Source organism: Micromonospora sp. URMC 105 (genome assembly GCF_051386295.1).
Classification (GTDB): domain Bacteria; phylum Actinomycetota; class Actinomycetes; order Mycobacteriales; family Micromonosporaceae; genus Micromonospora.
Genome location: NZ_JBPQTL010000004.1, coordinates 118,155 through 133,958 on the forward strand (window position 1 = coordinate 118,155; position 15,804 = coordinate 133,958).

18 protein-coding genes are annotated in these 15,804 nt (G+C 73.2%); 15 read left to right on the forward strand and 3 right to left on the reverse strand.

The features are described from left to right. The first annotated feature begins 13 nt into the window (after nucleotides 1-13). Genes ACSNN7_RS02835 through ACSNN7_RS02875 form a run of 9 tightly spaced genes read left to right on the forward strand, consistent with a single transcriptional unit; the run spans nucleotide 14 to nucleotide 6,269 of the window. Nucleotides 14-814: a 2-keto-4-pentenoate hydratase gene (locus tag ACSNN7_RS02835; RefSeq protein ID WP_436678920.1), complete on the forward strand. Its 801-nt coding sequence runs from the start codon at nucleotides 14-16 to the stop codon at nucleotides 812-814. After that, on the forward strand, nucleotides 811-1,743 hold the full coding sequence (locus tag ACSNN7_RS02840) for an acetaldehyde dehydrogenase (acetylating) (protein ID WP_436678921.1): 933 nt from the start codon (nucleotides 811-813) through the stop codon (nucleotides 1,741-1,743). Before ACSNN7_RS02835 ends, ACSNN7_RS02840 begins: the two co-directional genes overlap by 4 nt. Further along, the gene (dmpG, locus tag ACSNN7_RS02845) at nucleotides 1,740-2,831 is read left to right on the forward strand and encodes a 4-hydroxy-2-oxovalerate aldolase (protein ID WP_436678922.1); all 1,092 of its coding nucleotides are present in this window, start codon (nucleotides 1,740-1,742) and stop codon (nucleotides 2,829-2,831) included. Before ACSNN7_RS02840 ends, dmpG begins: the two co-directional genes overlap by 4 nt. Before the next feature lie 42 nt (nucleotides 2,832-2,873). After that, nucleotides 2,874-3,647 (forward strand): 2-keto-4-pentenoate hydratase, encoded by a 774-nt coding sequence (locus ACSNN7_RS02850; RefSeq protein ID WP_436678923.1) that lies wholly within the window; start codon nucleotides 2,874-2,876, stop codon nucleotides 3,645-3,647. Next, nucleotides 3,644-4,066 carry a RidA family protein gene (locus ACSNN7_RS02855; protein WP_436678924.1) on the forward strand — a complete coding sequence of 141 codons (423 nt, stop codon included), beginning with the start codon at nucleotides 3,644-3,646 and terminating at the stop codon, nucleotides 4,064-4,066. Before ACSNN7_RS02850 ends, ACSNN7_RS02855 begins: the two co-directional genes overlap by 4 nt. Beyond that, nucleotides 4,063-4,587 carry a 3-hydroxyanthranilate 3,4-dioxygenase gene (locus ACSNN7_RS02860; protein ID WP_436678925.1) on the forward strand — a complete coding sequence of 175 codons (525 nt, stop codon included), beginning with the start codon at nucleotides 4,063-4,065 and terminating at the stop codon, nucleotides 4,585-4,587. The genes ACSNN7_RS02855 and ACSNN7_RS02860 overlap by 4 nt, the downstream gene beginning before the upstream one ends. Next, nucleotides 4,587-5,597, forward strand: coding sequence for an amidohydrolase family protein (locus ACSNN7_RS02865; RefSeq protein WP_436678926.1), 1,011 nt, complete (start codon nucleotides 4,587-4,589; stop codon nucleotides 5,595-5,597). The genes ACSNN7_RS02860 and ACSNN7_RS02865 overlap by 1 nt, the downstream gene beginning before the upstream one ends. 28 nt (nucleotides 5,598-5,625) lie before the next feature. Then, nucleotides 5,626-5,844: a type II toxin-antitoxin system VapB family antitoxin gene (locus ACSNN7_RS02870; RefSeq protein WP_436678927.1), complete on the forward strand. Its 219-nt coding sequence runs from the start codon at nucleotides 5,626-5,628 to the stop codon at nucleotides 5,842-5,844. Further along, nucleotides 5,841-6,269: a VapC toxin family PIN domain ribonuclease gene (locus ACSNN7_RS02875; protein WP_436678928.1), complete on the forward strand. Its 429-nt coding sequence runs from the start codon at nucleotides 5,841-5,843 to the stop codon at nucleotides 6,267-6,269. The genes ACSNN7_RS02870 and ACSNN7_RS02875 overlap by 4 nt, the downstream gene beginning before the upstream one ends. Before the next feature lie 85 nt (nucleotides 6,270-6,354). Here ACSNN7_RS02875 and ACSNN7_RS02880 read toward each other — a convergent pair whose 3' ends face one another. Further along, a complete protein-coding gene (locus ACSNN7_RS02880) occupies nucleotides 6,355-7,260 on the reverse strand; it encodes a poly(ethylene terephthalate) hydrolase family protein (RefSeq protein ID WP_436678957.1) in 906 nt (301 codons plus the stop codon). A gap of 235 nt (nucleotides 7,261-7,495) precedes the next feature. Between ACSNN7_RS02880 and ACSNN7_RS02885 the strand changes: the two genes are divergently transcribed. Genes ACSNN7_RS02885 through ACSNN7_RS02895 form a run of 3 tightly spaced genes read left to right on the forward strand, consistent with a single transcriptional unit; the run spans nucleotide 7,496 to nucleotide 9,710 of the window. Further along, complete coding sequence (locus ACSNN7_RS02885) at nucleotides 7,496-8,959, forward strand: amidase (protein ID WP_436678929.1); 1,464 nt, start codon at nucleotides 7,496-7,498, stop codon at nucleotides 8,957-8,959. A 54-nt stretch (nucleotides 8,960-9,013) separates the two neighbouring features. Beyond that, a complete protein-coding gene (ctaJ, locus tag ACSNN7_RS02890; protein WP_436678930.1) occupies nucleotides 9,014-9,316 on the forward strand; it encodes an aa3-type cytochrome oxidase subunit CtaJ in 303 nt (100 codons plus the stop codon). Continuing rightward, nucleotides 9,303-9,710, forward strand: a complete 408-nt coding sequence (locus ACSNN7_RS02895) for a DUF5130 family protein (protein ID WP_436678931.1) — start codon at nucleotides 9,303-9,305, stop codon at nucleotides 9,708-9,710. The genes ctaJ and ACSNN7_RS02895 overlap by 14 nt, the downstream gene beginning before the upstream one ends. A 59-nt stretch (nucleotides 9,711-9,769) precedes the next feature. Here ACSNN7_RS02895 and ACSNN7_RS02900 read toward each other — a convergent pair whose 3' ends face one another. Both ACSNN7_RS02900 and pepN read right to left on the reverse strand, forming a co-directional pair. Next, the gene (locus ACSNN7_RS02900) at nucleotides 9,770-10,333 is read right to left on the reverse strand and encodes a Uma2 family endonuclease (RefSeq protein ID WP_436678932.1); all 564 of its coding nucleotides are present in this window, start codon (nucleotides 10,331-10,333) and stop codon (nucleotides 9,770-9,772) included. Nucleotides 10,334-10,386: 53 nt separating this feature from the next. After that, nucleotides 10,387-12,933, reverse strand: coding sequence for an aminopeptidase N (gene pepN, locus ACSNN7_RS02905; protein WP_436678958.1), 2,547 nt, complete (start codon nucleotides 12,931-12,933; stop codon nucleotides 10,387-10,389). A 223-nt stretch (nucleotides 12,934-13,156) separates the two neighbouring features. Between pepN and ACSNN7_RS02910 the strand changes: the two genes are divergently transcribed. The 3 genes from ACSNN7_RS02910 (at nucleotide 13,157) to ACSNN7_RS02920 (ending at nucleotide 15,766) form a co-directional block, all read left to right on the forward strand. Next, the gene (locus ACSNN7_RS02910; RefSeq protein ID WP_436678933.1) at nucleotides 13,157-13,780 is read left to right on the forward strand and encodes a mycothiol-dependent nitroreductase Rv2466c family protein; all 624 of its coding nucleotides are present in this window, start codon (nucleotides 13,157-13,159) and stop codon (nucleotides 13,778-13,780) included. Nucleotides 13,781-14,162: 382 nt separating this feature from the next. Further along, nucleotides 14,163-14,483, forward strand: a complete 321-nt coding sequence (locus tag ACSNN7_RS02915; RefSeq protein WP_436678934.1) for a hypothetical protein — start codon at nucleotides 14,163-14,165, stop codon at nucleotides 14,481-14,483. Nucleotides 14,484-14,554: 71 nt separating this feature from the next. Further along, nucleotides 14,555-15,766, forward strand: coding sequence for a DUF1015 family protein (locus ACSNN7_RS02920; RefSeq protein ID WP_436678935.1), 1,212 nt, complete (start codon nucleotides 14,555-14,557; stop codon nucleotides 15,764-15,766). Nucleotides 15,767-15,804: the final 38 nt, after the last annotated feature.

Below are 15,804 nucleotides of genomic sequence, written 5' to 3' on the forward strand. Positions count from 1 at the left end.
GCGAGGAGCCGGCGTGACAGCTGACATCGAAGCGGCCAACCGGGAGCTGGCCGAGGCCCGCAGCAGCGGCAAGCCCTGCCCGCCGCTGCGCGGGCGGCTGCTGCCCGAGGGTGACGTCGAGTCGGCGTACCGGGTGCAGCAGCTCCAGGCGCGGGCCTGGCAGGGCCGGGGCGAGCGCCGGGTGGGCGCCAAGATCGGGCTGACCTCCCGGGCGGTGCAGGAGAACTTCGGCGTCTTCCAGCCGGACTTCGGGGTGCTGACCGACGCCATGGCGGTCGGCGACGGCGTCGAGGTGCCGATCGACCGGCTGCTCCAGCCCCGGGTGGAGGCGGAGATCGCCTTCGTGCTCGGCGCGGACCTGACCGACGAGCGGGTCACCACCGTCGACCTGATCCGGGCGGTCGACCACGTGCTCCCGGCCATCGAGATCGTCGACTCGCGGATCGCCGGCTGGAACATCTCCATCGTGGACACGGTCGCCGACAACGCCTCCAGCGGGCTTTTCGTGCTGGGCACCACGCCCCGCCGGCTGGCCGACGTGGACCTGCGGTTGTGCGGAATGGTGCTGGAGCACGCCGGCGAGCCGGTGTCGGTCGGCGCCGGCGCGGCCTGCCTCGGCAATCCGCTGCACGCGCTGGAGTGGCTGGTGCGGACGATGGCCCGCGCCGGTGACCCGCTGCGCGCCGGTGACGTGGTGCTCTCCGGGGCGCTCGGCCCGATGGTGCCGGTCACCCCGGGTGCGGCGTACGAGGCGCGGATCTCCGGGCTCGGCTCGGTGCGTACCTGTTTCTCATCCTCCGAGGAGGCGGCGTGACGGTCGGGGTGGCGGTGATCGGCTCCGGCAACATCGGGACCGATCTGATGATCAAGGTGCTCCGGCTGAGCGACCGGCTGCGCATGGTGGCGATGGCCGGCATCGACCCGGAGTCCGACGGCCTGGCGCGGGCCCGGCGGCTCGGCGTGGCCACCACCGCCGAGGGGGTGGACGGCCTGGTGGCGCTGCCCGAGTTCGCCGACGTGGAGCTGGTCTTCGACGCCACCTCGGCCGCCGCGCACCGGCACAACGACGCGGTGCTGCGGGCGCACGGCCGGACGGTGGTCGACCTGACCCCGGCGGCGATCGGCCCGTACGTGGTGCCGCCGGTCAACCTCGACGAGCACCTGCACGAGAGCAACGTCAACATGGTCACCTGCGGCGGCCAGGCCACCGTGCCGATCGTCGCCGCCGTCGGCCGGGTCACCCCGGTCGCGTACGCGGAGATCGTCGCCTCGATCGCCTCGAAGTCGGCCGGCCCGGGCACCCGGGCCAACATCGACGAGTTCACCGAGACCACCGCCCGGGCGATCGAGGTGGTCGGCGGCGCGGAGCGCGGCAAGGCCATCATCGTGCTCAACCCGGCCGATCCGCCGCTGCTGATGCGCGACACCGTCTACTGCCTCTGCCCGGACGCCGACGCCGACCGGGGCGCGATCGCCGCCTCGGTGGCGGACATGGTGGCCACGGTCCAGGAGTACGTCCCCGGCTACCGGCTGAAGCAGGACGTGCAGTTCGACCGGATCGACACCTACGTGCCGTCGCTCGGCCGGCACCTGGCCGGATGGCAGGTCTCGGTCTTCCTGGAGGTCTCCGGGGCCGGGCACTACCTGCCGGCGTACGCCGGGAACCTGGACATCATGACCTCGGCCGCGCTGCGCACCGCGGAGCGACTGCTGGCCCTGCGCGCCAAGGGGGTGCCCGCGTGACCGACCTCTACATCCAGGACGTGACGCTGCGCGACGGCATGCACGCCATCGCCCACCGCTACACGGTCGACCAGGTACGCACCATCGCCGCCGCGCTGGACGCGGCCGGGGTGGCCGCGATCGAGGTGGCGCACGGCGACGGGCTGGCGGGCTCCAGCGTCAACTACGGCCACGGCGCGGCCAGTGACGCCGACTGGATCTCCGCCGCCGCCGAGGTGATGACCAGCGCGAAGCTGACCACGCTGCTGCTGCCCGGGATCGGCACCATCGCCGACCTGAAGGCGGCGAAGGCGCTCGGGGTGACCAGCGTGCGGATCGCCACCCACTGCACCGAGGCGGACATCTCCGCCCAGCACATCTCCTGGGCCCGGGAGAACGGCATGGACGTCTCCGGGTTCCTGATGATGTCGCACATGAACGACCCGGCCGGGCTGGCCGCCCAGGCCAGGCTGATGGAGTCGTACGGGGCGCACTGCGTCTACGTCACCGACTCCGGCGGCCGGCTGCTGATGTCGGACGTGGCGCAGCGGGTCGACGCGTACCGGCAGGTGCTCCGGCCGGAGACGCAGATCGGCATCCACGCCCACCACAACCTGTCGCTCGGGGTGGCCAACAGCGTGCTCGCCGTCGAGCACGGCCGGATCGCCGGCGACGGGCCGGCCGGCCCGGACGCCCCGCACGGCCGTACCGTCCGGGTGGACGCGTCGCTGGCCGGGATGGGCGCCGGGGCCGGCAACGCCCCGCTGGAGGTCTTCGTCGCGGTCGCCGAGCTGCACGGCTGGAAGCACGGCTGCGACGTCTTCGCGCTGATGGACGCGGCCGACGACATCGTCCGGCCGCTGCAGGACCGCCCGGTCCAGGTCGACCGGGAGACGCTCTCCCTCGGGTACGCCGGGGTCTACTCCAGCTTCCTGCGGCACGCCGAGCGCGCCTCGGCGAAGTACGGCGTGGACGTCCGCTCGATCCTGGTCGAGCTGGGCCGGCGGCGGATGGTCGGCGGCCAGGAGGACATGATCGTGGACGTGGCGCTCGACCTGGCCGGTCGGCGCGAGGGGCAGGAGAGGACGGCCGGTGCGCGCGAGGAGTGAGCCGGGTGTGCGAGCCCCGCAGTCGCGAACCAGGGAGGCGCAGTGATCGGGCCGGACATCGCGGGGATCGCGGAGAAGCTGGGCGCGGCGGCCGACAGCGCCACCGCGATCGGCCAGCTCGCCGCCGAGACCGGGCTGGACGTCGACGCCGCGTACGCGGTGCAGACCGCGCTGCTGCAGCGCCGGCTGGACCGGGGCGAGCGGCTGGTCGGGCTCAAGATGGGGCTGACCAGCAAGGCGAAGATGGCCCAGGTCGGGGTGGACGAGGTGATCTGGGGCCGGCTCACCGACGGGATGCGGGTCCCCGACGGCGGCACGGTGGACGTGGCCGACTTCATCCATCCGCGGGTCGAGCCGGAGGTCGCGTTCCTGCTGGACCGGCTCCCAGACCCGGGTGAACCGGTCGGCGCCTTCGCCGACGCGGTCCGCGCGGTCGCCCCGGCGATCGAGCTGATCGACTCCCGCTACGCGAACTTCACCTTCTCCCTGCCCGACGTGGTCGCCGACAACACCTCGGCGGCGGCGTTCGTGGTCGGGCCGTGGTCGCCGGTGCCGGACGGGCTGGAGAACCTGGGCGTGCTGCTGGAGATCGACGGGCGGGTGGCCCAGGTCGGCTCGACGGCGGCGATCCTCGGTGACCCGCGCCGGGCCCTGGACGAGGGGATCCGGCTGGCCGGCCGGCACGGGGTGCGGCTGCACTCCGGCTGGGTCTTCCTCGCCGGCGCCGCCACCGCGGCTGTCCCGCTGCGCCCCGGTGCCCACGTCCGTGCGGTGGTCGAGAAGCTCGGCACCGCCTCGCTGCGGGCCGCCTCGTGACCGCCCGGGTCGTCGCCGGGAAGGCCGTCCCGCGGGGGGCGTTCCCGCACGTCAAGGTGGCGGGCGGGTTCGTCTTCGTCTCGGGTACGTCGTCGCGGCGGCCGGACAACACCTTCGCGGGTGTGTCGGTGGACGAGTTCGGCACCACGGACCTCGACATCCGGGTGCAGACCCGGGCGGTCATCGAGAACATCCGTGACCTGCTGCGCTCGGTCGGCGCGGAGTTGTCCGACCTCGTCCAGGTGACCTCGTACCTGGTCAACATGAACGACTTCGGTGGCTACAACGAGGTGTGGGCGGAGTTCTTCGACGCCACCGGGCCGACCCGGACCACGGTCGCCGTGCACCAGTTGCCGCACCCGCACCTGCTGATCGAGATCCAGGCCGTCGCCCTGCTTCCCCAAGGAGGTCAGTCGTGAGTGAGATCGCCGAACCGTTCAGCTTCCCGGGCTGGATCGCGGAGAACCAGCACCTGCTGAAGCCGCCGGTGGGCAACAAGGAGATGTTCCCGGGCGGGGACGACTTCATCGTGATGGTGGTGGGCGGGCCCAACCAGCGCACCGACTTCCACGTCGACCCGTACGAGGAGTTCTTCTACCAGGTCAAGGGCAACATGCACATCAACCTGATGACGCCCGAGGGGCCGCGTACGGTGCACGTGCGCGAGGGTCAGATGTGGATGCTGCCGCGCAACACCCCGCACTCGCCGCAGCGGCCCGAGGCCGGCTCGATCGGCGTGGTGGTGGAGCGGGTCCGCGAGGAGGGCACGCTGGAGAAGTTCCAGTGGTACTGCCCGGAGTGCGGGCACCGGGTGCACGAGGTGGAGTTGCAGGTGCGCGACATCGCCGCCGACCTGCCCCCGGTCTTCCAGGCGTTCTACGCCGACGAGTCCGCGCGTACCTGCGACAAGTGCGGCACGCTGCACCCGGGCAAGGGCTGATGCGTCCACCGGTCGTCGACGTGCACACGCACGTCGTACCGAAGGGGTGGCCGGACCTCGCCGCGGCGTGCGGCGGGTCCGGCTGGCCCTGGTTGCGGGTGGACTCCGAGCGCGCCGCCATGATCATGGTGGGGGAGAGGGAGTTCCGGCCGGTCGGCGCCGAGTGCTGGGACGCGCCGACCCGGCTGGCCGACATGGCCGCCGACGGCGTGGACGTGCAGGTGGTCTCCCCGACCCCGGTCTTCTTCTCCTACGACCGCCCGGCCGACCAGGCGGTCAAGGTCGCCCGGATCTTCAACGACCTCACCCTGGAGGTCACCGCCGCCGGCGGGGACCGGCTGGTGCCGTTCTGCCAGGTGCCGTTGCAGGACCCGGACGCGGCCTGCGCCGAGCTGGACCGCTGCCTGGCGGCCGGGCACGCCGGCGTCGAGATCGGCAACCACGTCGGCGACCGGGACCTCGACGACGCGGGCATCGTGCAGTTCCTGACCCACTGCGCCGAGGTGGGCGCGCCGGTCTTCGTGCACCCGTGGGACATGCCGGGCGGGCCCCGGCTGGACCGGTGGATGGCCCGCTGGCTCACCGGCATGCCCGCCGAGACGCACCTGTCGGTGCTGGCGCTCATCCTGGGCGGGGTCTTCGACCGGGTGCCGGAGACGCTGCGGATCTGCTTCGCGCACGGCGGCGGGAGCTTCCCGTTCTGGCTGGGCCGCGCCGACAACGCTTGGCACCGCCGCGGCGACCTGGTACGCGGCGCCTCGACCGCGCCGCCCAGCTCCTACACCGACCGGTTCAGCGTCGACTCGGTGGTCTTCGCCCCGGCCGCGCTGCGGCTGCTGGTCGACACCATGGGCGCGGAGCGGGTGCTGCTGGGCAGCGACTACCCGTACCCGCTGGGGGAGCGGCCGGTCGGGCGGGTGGTCCACGAGGCCGACTTTCTCACCGGGGAGCAGCGCGACCAGCTCCTCGGCGGCAACGCGCTGCGCTTCCTCGGCCGGTCGGGTATATAAGACGGGCGCCCCGGCATACACTCAGCTCGTGAAGACTGTCATCGATCTTGACGATGAACTGCTCGAACGCGCGCGGCGTGAGCTGGGCACCAAGAGCAAAAAGGACACCATCCACGCGGCGCTGCGACTGGTCGCGGAACGCAGTGAGCGGCTGGAGGCCGTGCGTGAGCTGCTGGCCGTCGACCGGGACTGGACCGGGATCCTGGACGATGACAAGACGCCGGACGGACGGCAGGACGCGGCGTGACGATTCCGGGCGGCCGCTATCTGATCGACACGTCGGCCTGGGCGCGGATGCGTCTGCCGGTGGTGTACAAGCGATTGACCGCGATCCTCGAGGAGGGCCTCGGAGCGACGTGCCTCCCGCTCGATCTCGAGGACGGGCGTAGCGCTCGCGACTTCCGCGACGCCATGACCATCCGTGCCCGTCGCGCCCAGCTCATGGTGGACCTGCCGGTCACCGCCGCGGTCTCGACGCGGGCCCGCGACCTCCAGTTGGCCCTGACCGCACGAGGCCACCACCGCGCCGCCAGTCCGGTCGACGTGACCGTCGCCGCCGTGGCCGCCGAGTACTCGGCGACGGTGCTGCACTACGACCGCGACTTCGACCTGCTGACCGAGGTCGGCGGCCCCCGGTCCGAGTGGGTCGCCCCCGCCGGCACGCTGCCCTGACGCCACCCGGACTGCGGCCCGTGTTCCAACCGCGAAGCCGGGCCCGCCGCCCGGAGCGGGCGACGGGTCCGGCTCGCCGTCGCCGTCAGGAGTGCGGGCAGGTGTCCCGGTACTCCTGGATGGCCGTGCCCCGAGGCGCCGGGCAGAGGAACTGCTCGTAGCGGGTGTCGTCGTCGACGAAGCGCTTCAGCCAGGAGATGCTGTACTTCGCGATCGTGACGTTCGCCGACGTCGGCGCGGAGTGGCTCGCCGCGTTCAGCTCCAGGTACGCCTTGTCCAGGGTGGCCGGCAGGCTGGTGTAGAACGGCTCCGAGTGCGAGGAGACCGGGGCGATCGAGTCGTTCTCGGCGCCGACGACCAGCGTCGGCACCCGCACCGAGGACCAGTTCTTGACGGTGTGCCAGCCGGTCAGCGGGATCGCCGCCTGCAAGGCGGGCCGGGTGTTGGCCGCCGACAGGCTGCCGCCGCCGCCCATCGAGTGGCCCATCACGGCGAGCCGGTTCCGGTCGATCCGGGTCCGTACCGAACTGGCGGTGGTCAGGTGGTCCAGCGCCGCCAGCAGTTGGGTGCCGCGGCTGGCCGGCTGGTCGTACCGGGACAGGGTGTCGATGGTGACGACGACGAAGCCCTGCGAGGCCAGCCGCGGACCGAGCCAGGCCACGCTGGACTGCGTCGCGGTGTAGCCGGGGGAGATGGCGACCGCGCCGAACGTCCCCTCGGCGGTGCTGGTCGGGTAGTAGACCGTGCCGCCGCGGAAGCCGGTGACGCTGCCGGCCGTGATCGTGGTCTGGGCGATGGCGAAGGGGCCCCGGCTGGCTTCGATGGCGGCGACGGTGGGGGCGGGGCCGCGCTCGTAAGGGTTGGCGGCGAGCGGCGCGACCGGGAGGATGTCCGGTGCGGCGGCCCGGGCGGCCGGTGCGGCGGTCAGGCCGGCGCCGGCGAGGGCCAGCGCGAGCAGCGACCCGACGGCGCGGCGGAACCAGTGGTGCACCGGCCGGGGCGGGACCTGGTGGGTGTGCGGGGCGGGAACGGGTTGCACGGTGGTGGCTCCCTCCGGGATGGACGAGGGTGGTGGCATCGATTGGCGTGGATCGATGTGGTCACTCTCCCCTGCGGTTCCGGGCAAAGGGCAATCCCGGTCGGGTCATGTCAGGGGGGTATGAGCCGGTCGGCCGCCCCGGTCGTGTCGGCGGGCCAACCGGCCCTTGACCGGGCAGGATGGCGACATGGCCGAGCTGCACGACCTGACCGCGCTGGAGCAGGCCGCCGCCGTCGCGCGCGGCGAACTCTCCAGCGTCGAGCTGGCCGCGCACCATCTCGAACGAATCGACGGGCTGGGTGACACCGTCGGCGCGTTCGTCACGGTCACGCCCGAGCGCGCCCTCGCCGCCGCCCGAGCCGCCGACGCCGTGCCGGTCGAGCGGCGCGGCCCGCTGCACGGCGTACCGACCGCGATCAAGGACCTGACCCTCACCGCCGGGGTGCGCACCACCTTCGGCTCGGCGGCCTTCGCCGACTTCGTCCCGCCGATCGACGCCGACGTAGTCCGGCTGATGGCCGCCGCCGGGCTGGTCAGCCTCGGCAAGACCACCACCTCCGAGCTGGGCTGCTCGCTCTACTCCGAGGGGCTGGTCGCGCCGCCGGCCCGCAACCCCTGGGACCTGGCGTACACCGCCGGGGGCTCCAGCGGCGGCGCGGCGGCCGCGGTCGCCACCGGGCTGGTCCCGGTCGCCCAGGGCTCCGACGGCGGTGGGTCGCTGCGCATCCCCGCCGCCCTCTGCGGCCTGGTCGGCTACAAGCCCAGCCGCGGCCTGGTCTCCGGCGGCCCGCTCGGCTCCGGCGCGTTCGGCCTGCCCACGAACGGCCCGCTCGGGCGGACGGTCGCCGACGTCGCCGCGCTGCTCGACGCGATGGCGGTGCCGGTGCCCGGCGAGCCGTACCTGCCGCCACCCCGGCCCGACGGCGGCTACCTCGCCGTGGCCCGCCGGGCCGCCCCGGGCCGGCTGCGGATCGGCCGCTTCGACGCCCCGATGCTCGCCGACGAGCCGGTCCACCCCGACTGCGTCGCCGCGGTGGACCGGGCCGCCGCGCTGCTCACCGCGGCCGGCCACGAGGTGGTCCAGGTCGACCCGCCGCTCGGGCCCGCGGTGTGGCCGCTCTTCGAGACCCTCTGGTACGTGCTGGCGCTGGCCCCGGTGCCGCCGGAGCGGGAGCCCGAGCTGCTGCCGCTGACCCGGTTCCTGCGCGCTAGGGGCGCGGCCGTCGGCGCCGGCGCGCTGCTGGCCACCCTCGGCGAGATCCAGGCCCAGGTACGCCTCGGCGCCCGCCGCACCGCCGAGTGCGACCTGCTGCTCTGTCCCACCCTGGCCGCGCCGCAGGCACCGATCGGCTGGTTCACCGCCGACCAGGACCCGGCCGCCGATTTCGACCGGCAGCGCCGGTTCTCGCCGTACTGCGCCGTGTTCAACGTGACGGGCGACCCGTCCGTCTCGCTACCGCTCGGGCGCACCGCGACGGATCTGCCCGTCGGGGTGCTGCTGACCGGTCGCTACGGCGACGACGCCCGGCTGATCGCCACCGCGGCGCAACTGGAAGGTTGCAGTGACGGGTGGGATCGGCACCCCGCAATCTGGCGGGGCGTCGACTCCGCTAACGTGAATGGCAGCGGAGTCGGGCGGTCGGCGCCATGACCCTCCACCCGACCCGGATGCTCTGGTCTCTCTTTCCGCCTGGGGGCGTTGGGATTGTCTGTCACTGAGACGTTGCTGATCTTCGTCGGCATCCCGGCGGCGGTGATGCTGGTGATCGTCGGTCTGGTGTTCGCCAGCAACCGCCGCGGTGGCGGCGGATCCAAGCGCTACCGGCCGGGCCGTCGCTTCGACTTCACCCCGGTCTGGTTCCTGAGCCGCCCGGAGCAGCTGGCCGACTCGGCCGGCACCGCCCTGGCCGCGGGCGCGCAGGCGCCCGCCCTGACCAGCCGCAAGCAGGAGCAGGCCGGCGTCGAGGCGCCGGCCGGTGGAACCGGAGGCGCAAGTGACCGTTGGTGAGAAGCAGACCGGGACGGGGACCCCGCCCGAGGTGCTGGACGGGCCGTTCACGACCCGCCAGCTGCTGCGCATCGACGAGGCGCTCCGCCTGGCCGACCAGGGCACCGGCCTGGTCTTCTCGGTCTACGTCGGCGGCCTCGACGAGCCGGTCCGCGAGCACGCCGAGCGGCTGCACCACCAACTCGCCGAGCCCGACCGCTCCGTCCTGATCGCGGTGTCGCCCAACCAGCGCCAGCTGGAGGTCGTCACCGGCCGGCACGCGCGCAAGCGCATCCCCGACACGTACGCCCGCCTGGCCGCGCTCTCGATGGTGGCCGCCTTCGGCGGCGGCGACCTGGCCGGCGGCATCATCAACGGCCTCGACCAGCTCGCCAGCCACGCCGGCCGGGCCTGAGCTCAGCGGTACGACGAAGCCCGGTCCGCCTCAGGCGGGCCGGGCTTCGTCGTCGTGCGTCAGCGCGGCCAGACGCTCGGGTCGAGCCGCATCGGCCACGGCTCGGCCACCTCGACGGCGTCGTCCGGCCCCACCGTGCCGAGCAGTTGGTAGTGGTCGTCCTTGACCAGCTCGTAGCGGTACGCCACCGGCCCGAAGTCGCCCCGTTCGACCCGCCAGTAGGCGGGGATGCCCGCCTCGGCGTAGAGCGCGGGCTTGGTGAAGCGGTCGTGCCGCCGGCTGCTCGGCGACTCCACCTCCACCACGAGCGCGATGTCGCCGGGCTCCGCCCACATCCGGTCGCGCGGTGCGCCCGGCTTGAGCACGGTGATGTCCGGAATCAGGTTGCCGTCCGGCACCCGCACCCCGACCTCCCGGATCACCCGCCAGCCCGGCGGCGCGGCCTGCCGCAGGGCCATCCGGATGTCGTCGGCCAGCTCGTGGTGGTCGGGCCCGGCCGGTGGAGTCACGTGCAGGCTCCCGTCGATGAGCTCGTAACGGTTTCCGTCCTCGGGAAGGTCGAACAGATCCTGTTCCCGCCACTCCCGCTCGGGAGGCCGCCACCCGTGGGTCGGATGTGCCATCACGTCCACCTCCATTCGTCACCCTAACGGCCCGGGGCCGTGGTACTCCTCGGTCAGGCGCTCTGGGCGTCCTTCGCGCGGGCCTTCAGGGAGCGGAGCACCCCGTCGCGGCCCTCGGCGACCAGCCGGCGCAGCGACGCCGGGTGCCCGTCCTGCGCCAGCCAGGCGTCGGTGGCGGCCACCGTCTCCTCCTCGACCAGGTACGCCGGGTAGGCGAGCTGCACGAACTCCTGCGCCGGCTCGCTGTCCCGCTGCGCCCAGACCTGCGCCACCGAGGCGAAGTACTTCTCCCGGTACGGCGCGGTGAGCTCCACCTGCGTCGGGTGGGTGAAGCCCTGCAGCAGCGCCCGGTTGCGCCAGTTCGGCAACGACTGCGCACCGGTCAGCTCCGCCCAGACCGCCGCCTTGTTCTCGGCGGTCGGGACCAGTGCGAGCGCGTACGCGGCCTCCCGCTCGCCGCTGGCCGTCCGGTCGGTGGCCAGCTCGGCCTCGACCTCCGCGGCACCGGCCGCACCGTTGGCCACCAGCGACTGCAGGATCGTCCAGCGCAGCTCGGTGTCGATGGTCAGACCGGCCGGTACGCCGCTGCCGTCCAGCCAGCCGCGCAGGGTCGCCAGGTCCTCGCCGGAGCGGGCCGCCGAGGTGTACGCGCGGGCCCAGGCGAGCTGGAAGCCGCTGCCCGGCTCGGCGGCGGCCAGCGCCGTCTTCGCGGTACGGGCCAGCTCCGCCCAGCCGGTCGGCGCCCAGGCCGGGTCGGCGTAGACGGTCAGCGTGGTGCTCGCCTGGCGGAGGGTGGCGGTGATCAGGTTGATGTCGGTCTCGGCGGGGAGCCCGGTCAGCGCCAGCGCCACGTAGTCGCGGGCGGCGAGTTCGGCGTCGCGGACCATGTCCCAGGCGGCCGTCCAGCACAGGGCGCGGGCCAGCGAGGACTCCAGCCCGGCGATGTGCTGCACCACCGTGGCCATCGACCGCTCGTCCAGCCGCAGCTTGGTGTACGTCAGGTCGTCGTCGTTGAGCAGCAGCACGTCGGCGGCGCGCGTGCCGTGCAGGGCCGACAGCTCGGTCTGCTCGCCGGTGACGTCCACCTCGATCCGCTCGCGGCGGACCAGCCGGCCGTCGGCGAGGTCGTAGAGCCCGACGCCGATGCGGTGGGTGCGCAGCGTCGGGTGCCCCGCCGGCGCCTCCTGGCGGACCAGCACCCGCTGGTACGTCCCGTCGTCGCCGATGGTCACCTCGGGGCGCAGCGTGTTGACCTGCGCGGTCTCCAGCCACTGCGCGGCGAACTTGCGCAGCTCGCGCCCGGAGGCCGTCTCCAGCTCGGAGAGCAGGTCGTCGAAGGTGGCGTTGCCCCACGCGTGCTTGCCGAAGTACGCCCGCAGCCCGGCCAGGAACGGCTCCTCGCCGACGTACGCGACGAGCTGCTTGAGCACGCTGGCGCCCTTGGCGTACGTGATGCCGTCGAAGTTGACCTCGACGGCCTCCAGGTCCGGCATCTCCGTGTAGACCGGGTGGGTGGAGGAGAGCTGGTCCTGCCGGTATCCCCAGTTCTTGCGAATCGACAGGAACGTCGTCCACGCCTCGTTGAACCGGGTGGCGTGGGTGTTGCACCAGTGGCTGGCCCACTCGGCGAACGACTCGTTGAGCCACAGGTCGTTCCACCAGCGCATGGTGACCAGGTCACCGAACCACATGTGGGCCAGCTCGTGCAGGATCGTGTTGGCCCGCTGCTCGTACTCGAAGTCGGTGACCTGCGAGCGGAACAGGTAGTGCGACTCGGCGTGCGTGACGCAGCCGAAGTTCTCCATCGCGCCGGCGTTGAAGTCCGGCACCCAGAGCTGGTCGTACTTGGGCAGCGGGTAGCGCACCCCGAACTGCTCGTGGAAGAAGTCGAAGCCCTGCTTGGTGATCAGGAACAGGTCGTCGGAGTCCAGGTGCGGCGCCATCGAGGCCCGGCAGAAGACGCCCAGGTCGATGCCGTCGTGGCTGTCCCGCACCTCGTGGTACGGCCCGGCGCAGAGCGCGGTGATGTAGGTGCTCATCCGCGCCGACTCGGCGAAGTGGACGGTCTTGAGCGCCTCGCCGGCCGGCTCCTCGCGCTCGACCGGCATGTTGGACACCACCCGCCAGTGCTCGGGGACGGTGGCGTGCCAGGTGTAGACGCTCTTCAGGTCGGGCTGGTCGAAGCAGGCGAAGACCCGCTGCGCGTCCGCCGTCTCGAACTGGCTGTAGAGGTAGGTCTCGCCGTCGACCGGGTCCACCGTGCGGTGCAGCCCCTGCCCGCTGTTGGAGTACGCGAAGTCCGCGTCCACGACCAGCGTGTTCTCGGCGGCCAGCCCGGACAGTGCCAGGCCCTTCTCGGCCGACCAGCCGGAGAGGTCGACCGGCGTGCCGTTCAGCGTCGCCGACCGCACCGACTCGGCGGCGGTCTCGATGAAGGTGCCGGCGCCCGGCTCGGCGCATCGGAACCGGACCTCGGTCACCGACCGGAACGTACGACCCTCGGCCTGCACCGCGGTCGACAGGTCCAGGGTGATGTCGTATCCGGTCACCTCCAGCAGGCGGGCCCGCTCGGTGGCCTCGACCTGGGTCAGGTTGCGCACTCCCGGCACTTTCGTCTCCATCCCACTCTCGCCGCCTCGCGGCTGCGCCAGCCCGTCGGCCGCTCGTGACGGCCGGCCCGAGCCGAGTCTTCCATGCACCGACGCCCCGCGGTGGTCGAGGTCACGCTCTCATTCCGCTACCAGTCGATGCCCTGCGGGGTGAGGATCGGAAGCAGCGGCGCCGGGGCTGCCGGCGCATCACCCGTCGCGAAGGGACCTCACCGTGACCGAACGTGTCACCGTCGACATGTGGTTCGACCCCCTGTGCCCCTGGGCGTGGATCACCTCCCGTTGGCTGCTGGAGGTCGAGAAGGTCCGGGAAGTGGACATCCGCTTCCACGTGATGAGCCTCTCGGTGCTCAACGAGGGCCGGGACCTGCCCGAGGAGTACCAGGAGCTGATGCAGAAGGGCTGGGGCCCGGTGCGGGTCTGCGTGGCCGTCGAGCAGCAGCACGGCCAGGAGGCGGTGGCGAAGCTCTACACCGCCATGGGCACCCGGATCCACCTGGGCAAGGAGCAGCTCGGCCCCGAGCTGATCAAGGCCGCGCTCACCGACGTCGGCCTGGACCCGGCGCTGGCCGCCGTCGCCGACACCACCGAGTACGACGAGGCGCTGCGGGCCAGCCACGAGGCCGGGATGCGCCCGGTCGGCACGGACGTCGGCACCCCGGTCATCCACGCCCCGGGCCCGGACGGCGCCCAGGTGGCCTTCTTCGGCCCGGTGATCACGCCGGCGCCGAAGGGCGAGGCCGCCGGGCGACTCTGGGACGGCGTCCTGCTGGTCGCCGGCACCCCCGGCTTCTACGAGCTCAAGCGCTCCCGCGAGCTCGGCCCGATCTTCGACTGACCCCGGCCGTCGCCCCGGTCGGTCCGGTCCGGCCCGGTCCCGGGGCCACGACTCGGCGTGGACGGGGACCGTGTGCCGCTCCTGTCGAGCTGATGTCGTGAACGATTCACCACGTCGCTGGGTCGGTGATTCGCTTACGACATCAGCTCCACAGCGTCCGCGCACCAGGTGCGCCCGACGAGCGCCCGTCGGCGGGGCCGGGCCGCGTCCGGCGTCCACCCCGTCGCCGTGCCGGCCCTCCGCCCCTCGGCCCCCGGCCGTGGGTCGTCGGCTAGCCGGCCGCCGCCGAGGGCGCGTCACCCTACCGGGCGCGGTGTCGTTTTTCCCGGTGTCCAGCGCAGCGGCCGCAGCGGCCGCACCCGGCCGACCCGGAGGCTTCCCGATGGCCAAGCACCGCCGTCCGTCCGCTGACGACCCGTCCAGCGACCAGGAGGCGGCCGACCCTGCCACGTACTGGTCGGTCGACGACTGCCACTGGCCCACGGTCAGCCCACAGCTCCCGGTCGAGATGGTCGACCTGCTCGCCCCGCCGATCGTGGTCGGCGTGGCCCGGGTCCCGGTCACCTGCCGGGCCACCCCGCCCGGCGCCCCGCCGGCCCGGCCGGGTGGCCCGGGCGGCTCCGCACCCGCCCGCCGGGTCGCGCCGGTCCCCGGCCAGACCGGACGGCACCGCCGCGCCAAGGAGCCGGCCGAGCGGGGATGAGCGGTTCATCTGGTGGACCCGGCGCGGGGTACGCGTCGCCCGGGTCACCGCCGCCGGTAGCGTCAACTCCCATGACGGTCGTGCATCCGATCGCCCGGGCCTGGATCACCACTGGCGGCACCGGCGCGCAGAACTACGACGAGTTCGCCGACGACGCGGAGATCACCGCGATCATCGAGGCGAACCCGCACAGTGCCCTCGGCATCGAGATGCCCCACCGGGCGCCGGAGAGCCTCGGGAAGTCCTTCCTCGACGCGCTCGGCGACGCGGTGGCCCGCCTCGCCGAGGCCAAGGCCGACGGCAGCTACACGCCGGCCGAGCAGATCGTGGTCCTCTACCGGATCAGCGCGCCGGGCGACGAGTCGGCGTACGGGCTGTTCGCCATGGTGGACACCGACCAGATCTCCACCAGCGCCGACGAGCCCGGCCTGGTCATCCGCAACGAGGACGTCTTCATCGCCAAGGTGCGGGAGCGGGTCGCGCTCGCCGAGGCGCTGGGGCACCTGCTCTCGCCCGTACTCCTGCTGCAGACCGGGCGTGGCGACGAGCTGCACGCCGCGCTCGCGGCGGCGACCGAGTCGGCCGGGGCGCCCGCCGCGACCGACACCGACCAGGCCGGCCGGACGCACGCCATCTGGCTGCTCGGCCCGGGCCCGGAGCAGGACGAGCTGACCGCGCTGGCCGGCGGCGGCGAGCTGGTGGTCGCCGACGGCAACCACCGCAGCCTGGCCGCCCAGACCGGCGGCCTGTCCCGCTTCCTCGCGGTGGTCACCACGCCCGCCTCGGTCGCCATCCAGCCCTACAACCGGCTGGTCAGCGAGCTGACCACCACGCCGGACGAGCTGCTCGACCGGCTGCGCGCCGCGGGCGCGACGATCACCCCGGTCGACGGTCCGGTCGAGGTCCCGCAGGCCGGCGGCACCGTCCACCTCCGGCTCCCCGGCCGGGGGTACGCGGTCGCGCTGCCGCACGACGAGGGCGCCGGCCGGCTGGAGAACCTGGACCACGCGCTGGTCGAGCGGCTGCTGCTGCGCGACGCGCTCGGCCTCGACCCGGGTGACAAGAGGATCACCTACGTCGGCGGCGACTACCCGGCGAGCTGGCTCACCGGCGAGGTGGACGCGGGTCGGGCCGAGCTGGCGATCCTCATCGCCCCGGTGACCGTGGACGACTTCGTCGCGGTCAACCTGGCTCGGGAGAAGATGCCCCGCAAGAGCACCTGGTTCACCCCGAAGGCGCGCGGCGGCCTGGTCGTCGCGGAGCTGCCCCGGCCGACGCTGTGACGAATCCGCCCCGGTACGCCGCCCGCGCGACGTGCCGG

Coding starts and splice junctions, on each gene's coding strand:
- ACSNN7_RS02865 (WP_436678926.1), top strand. CDS start 4,587: ATGCGTCCACCGGTCGTCGACGTGCACACGCACGTCGTACCGAAGGGG.
- ACSNN7_RS02885 (WP_436678929.1), top strand. CDS start 7,496: ATGGCCGAGCTGCACGACCTGACCGCGCTGGAGCAGGCCGCCGCCGTC.
- ACSNN7_RS02900 (WP_436678932.1), bottom strand. CDS start 10,333: ATGGCACATCCGACCCACGGGTGGCGGCCTCCCGAGCGGGAGTGGCGG.
- ACSNN7_RS02915 (WP_436678934.1), top strand. CDS start 14,163: ATGGCCAAGCACCGCCGTCCGTCCGCTGACGACCCGTCCAGCGACCAG.
- ACSNN7_RS02920 (WP_436678935.1), top strand. CDS start 14,555: ATGACGGTCGTGCATCCGATCGCCCGGGCCTGGATCACCACTGGCGGC.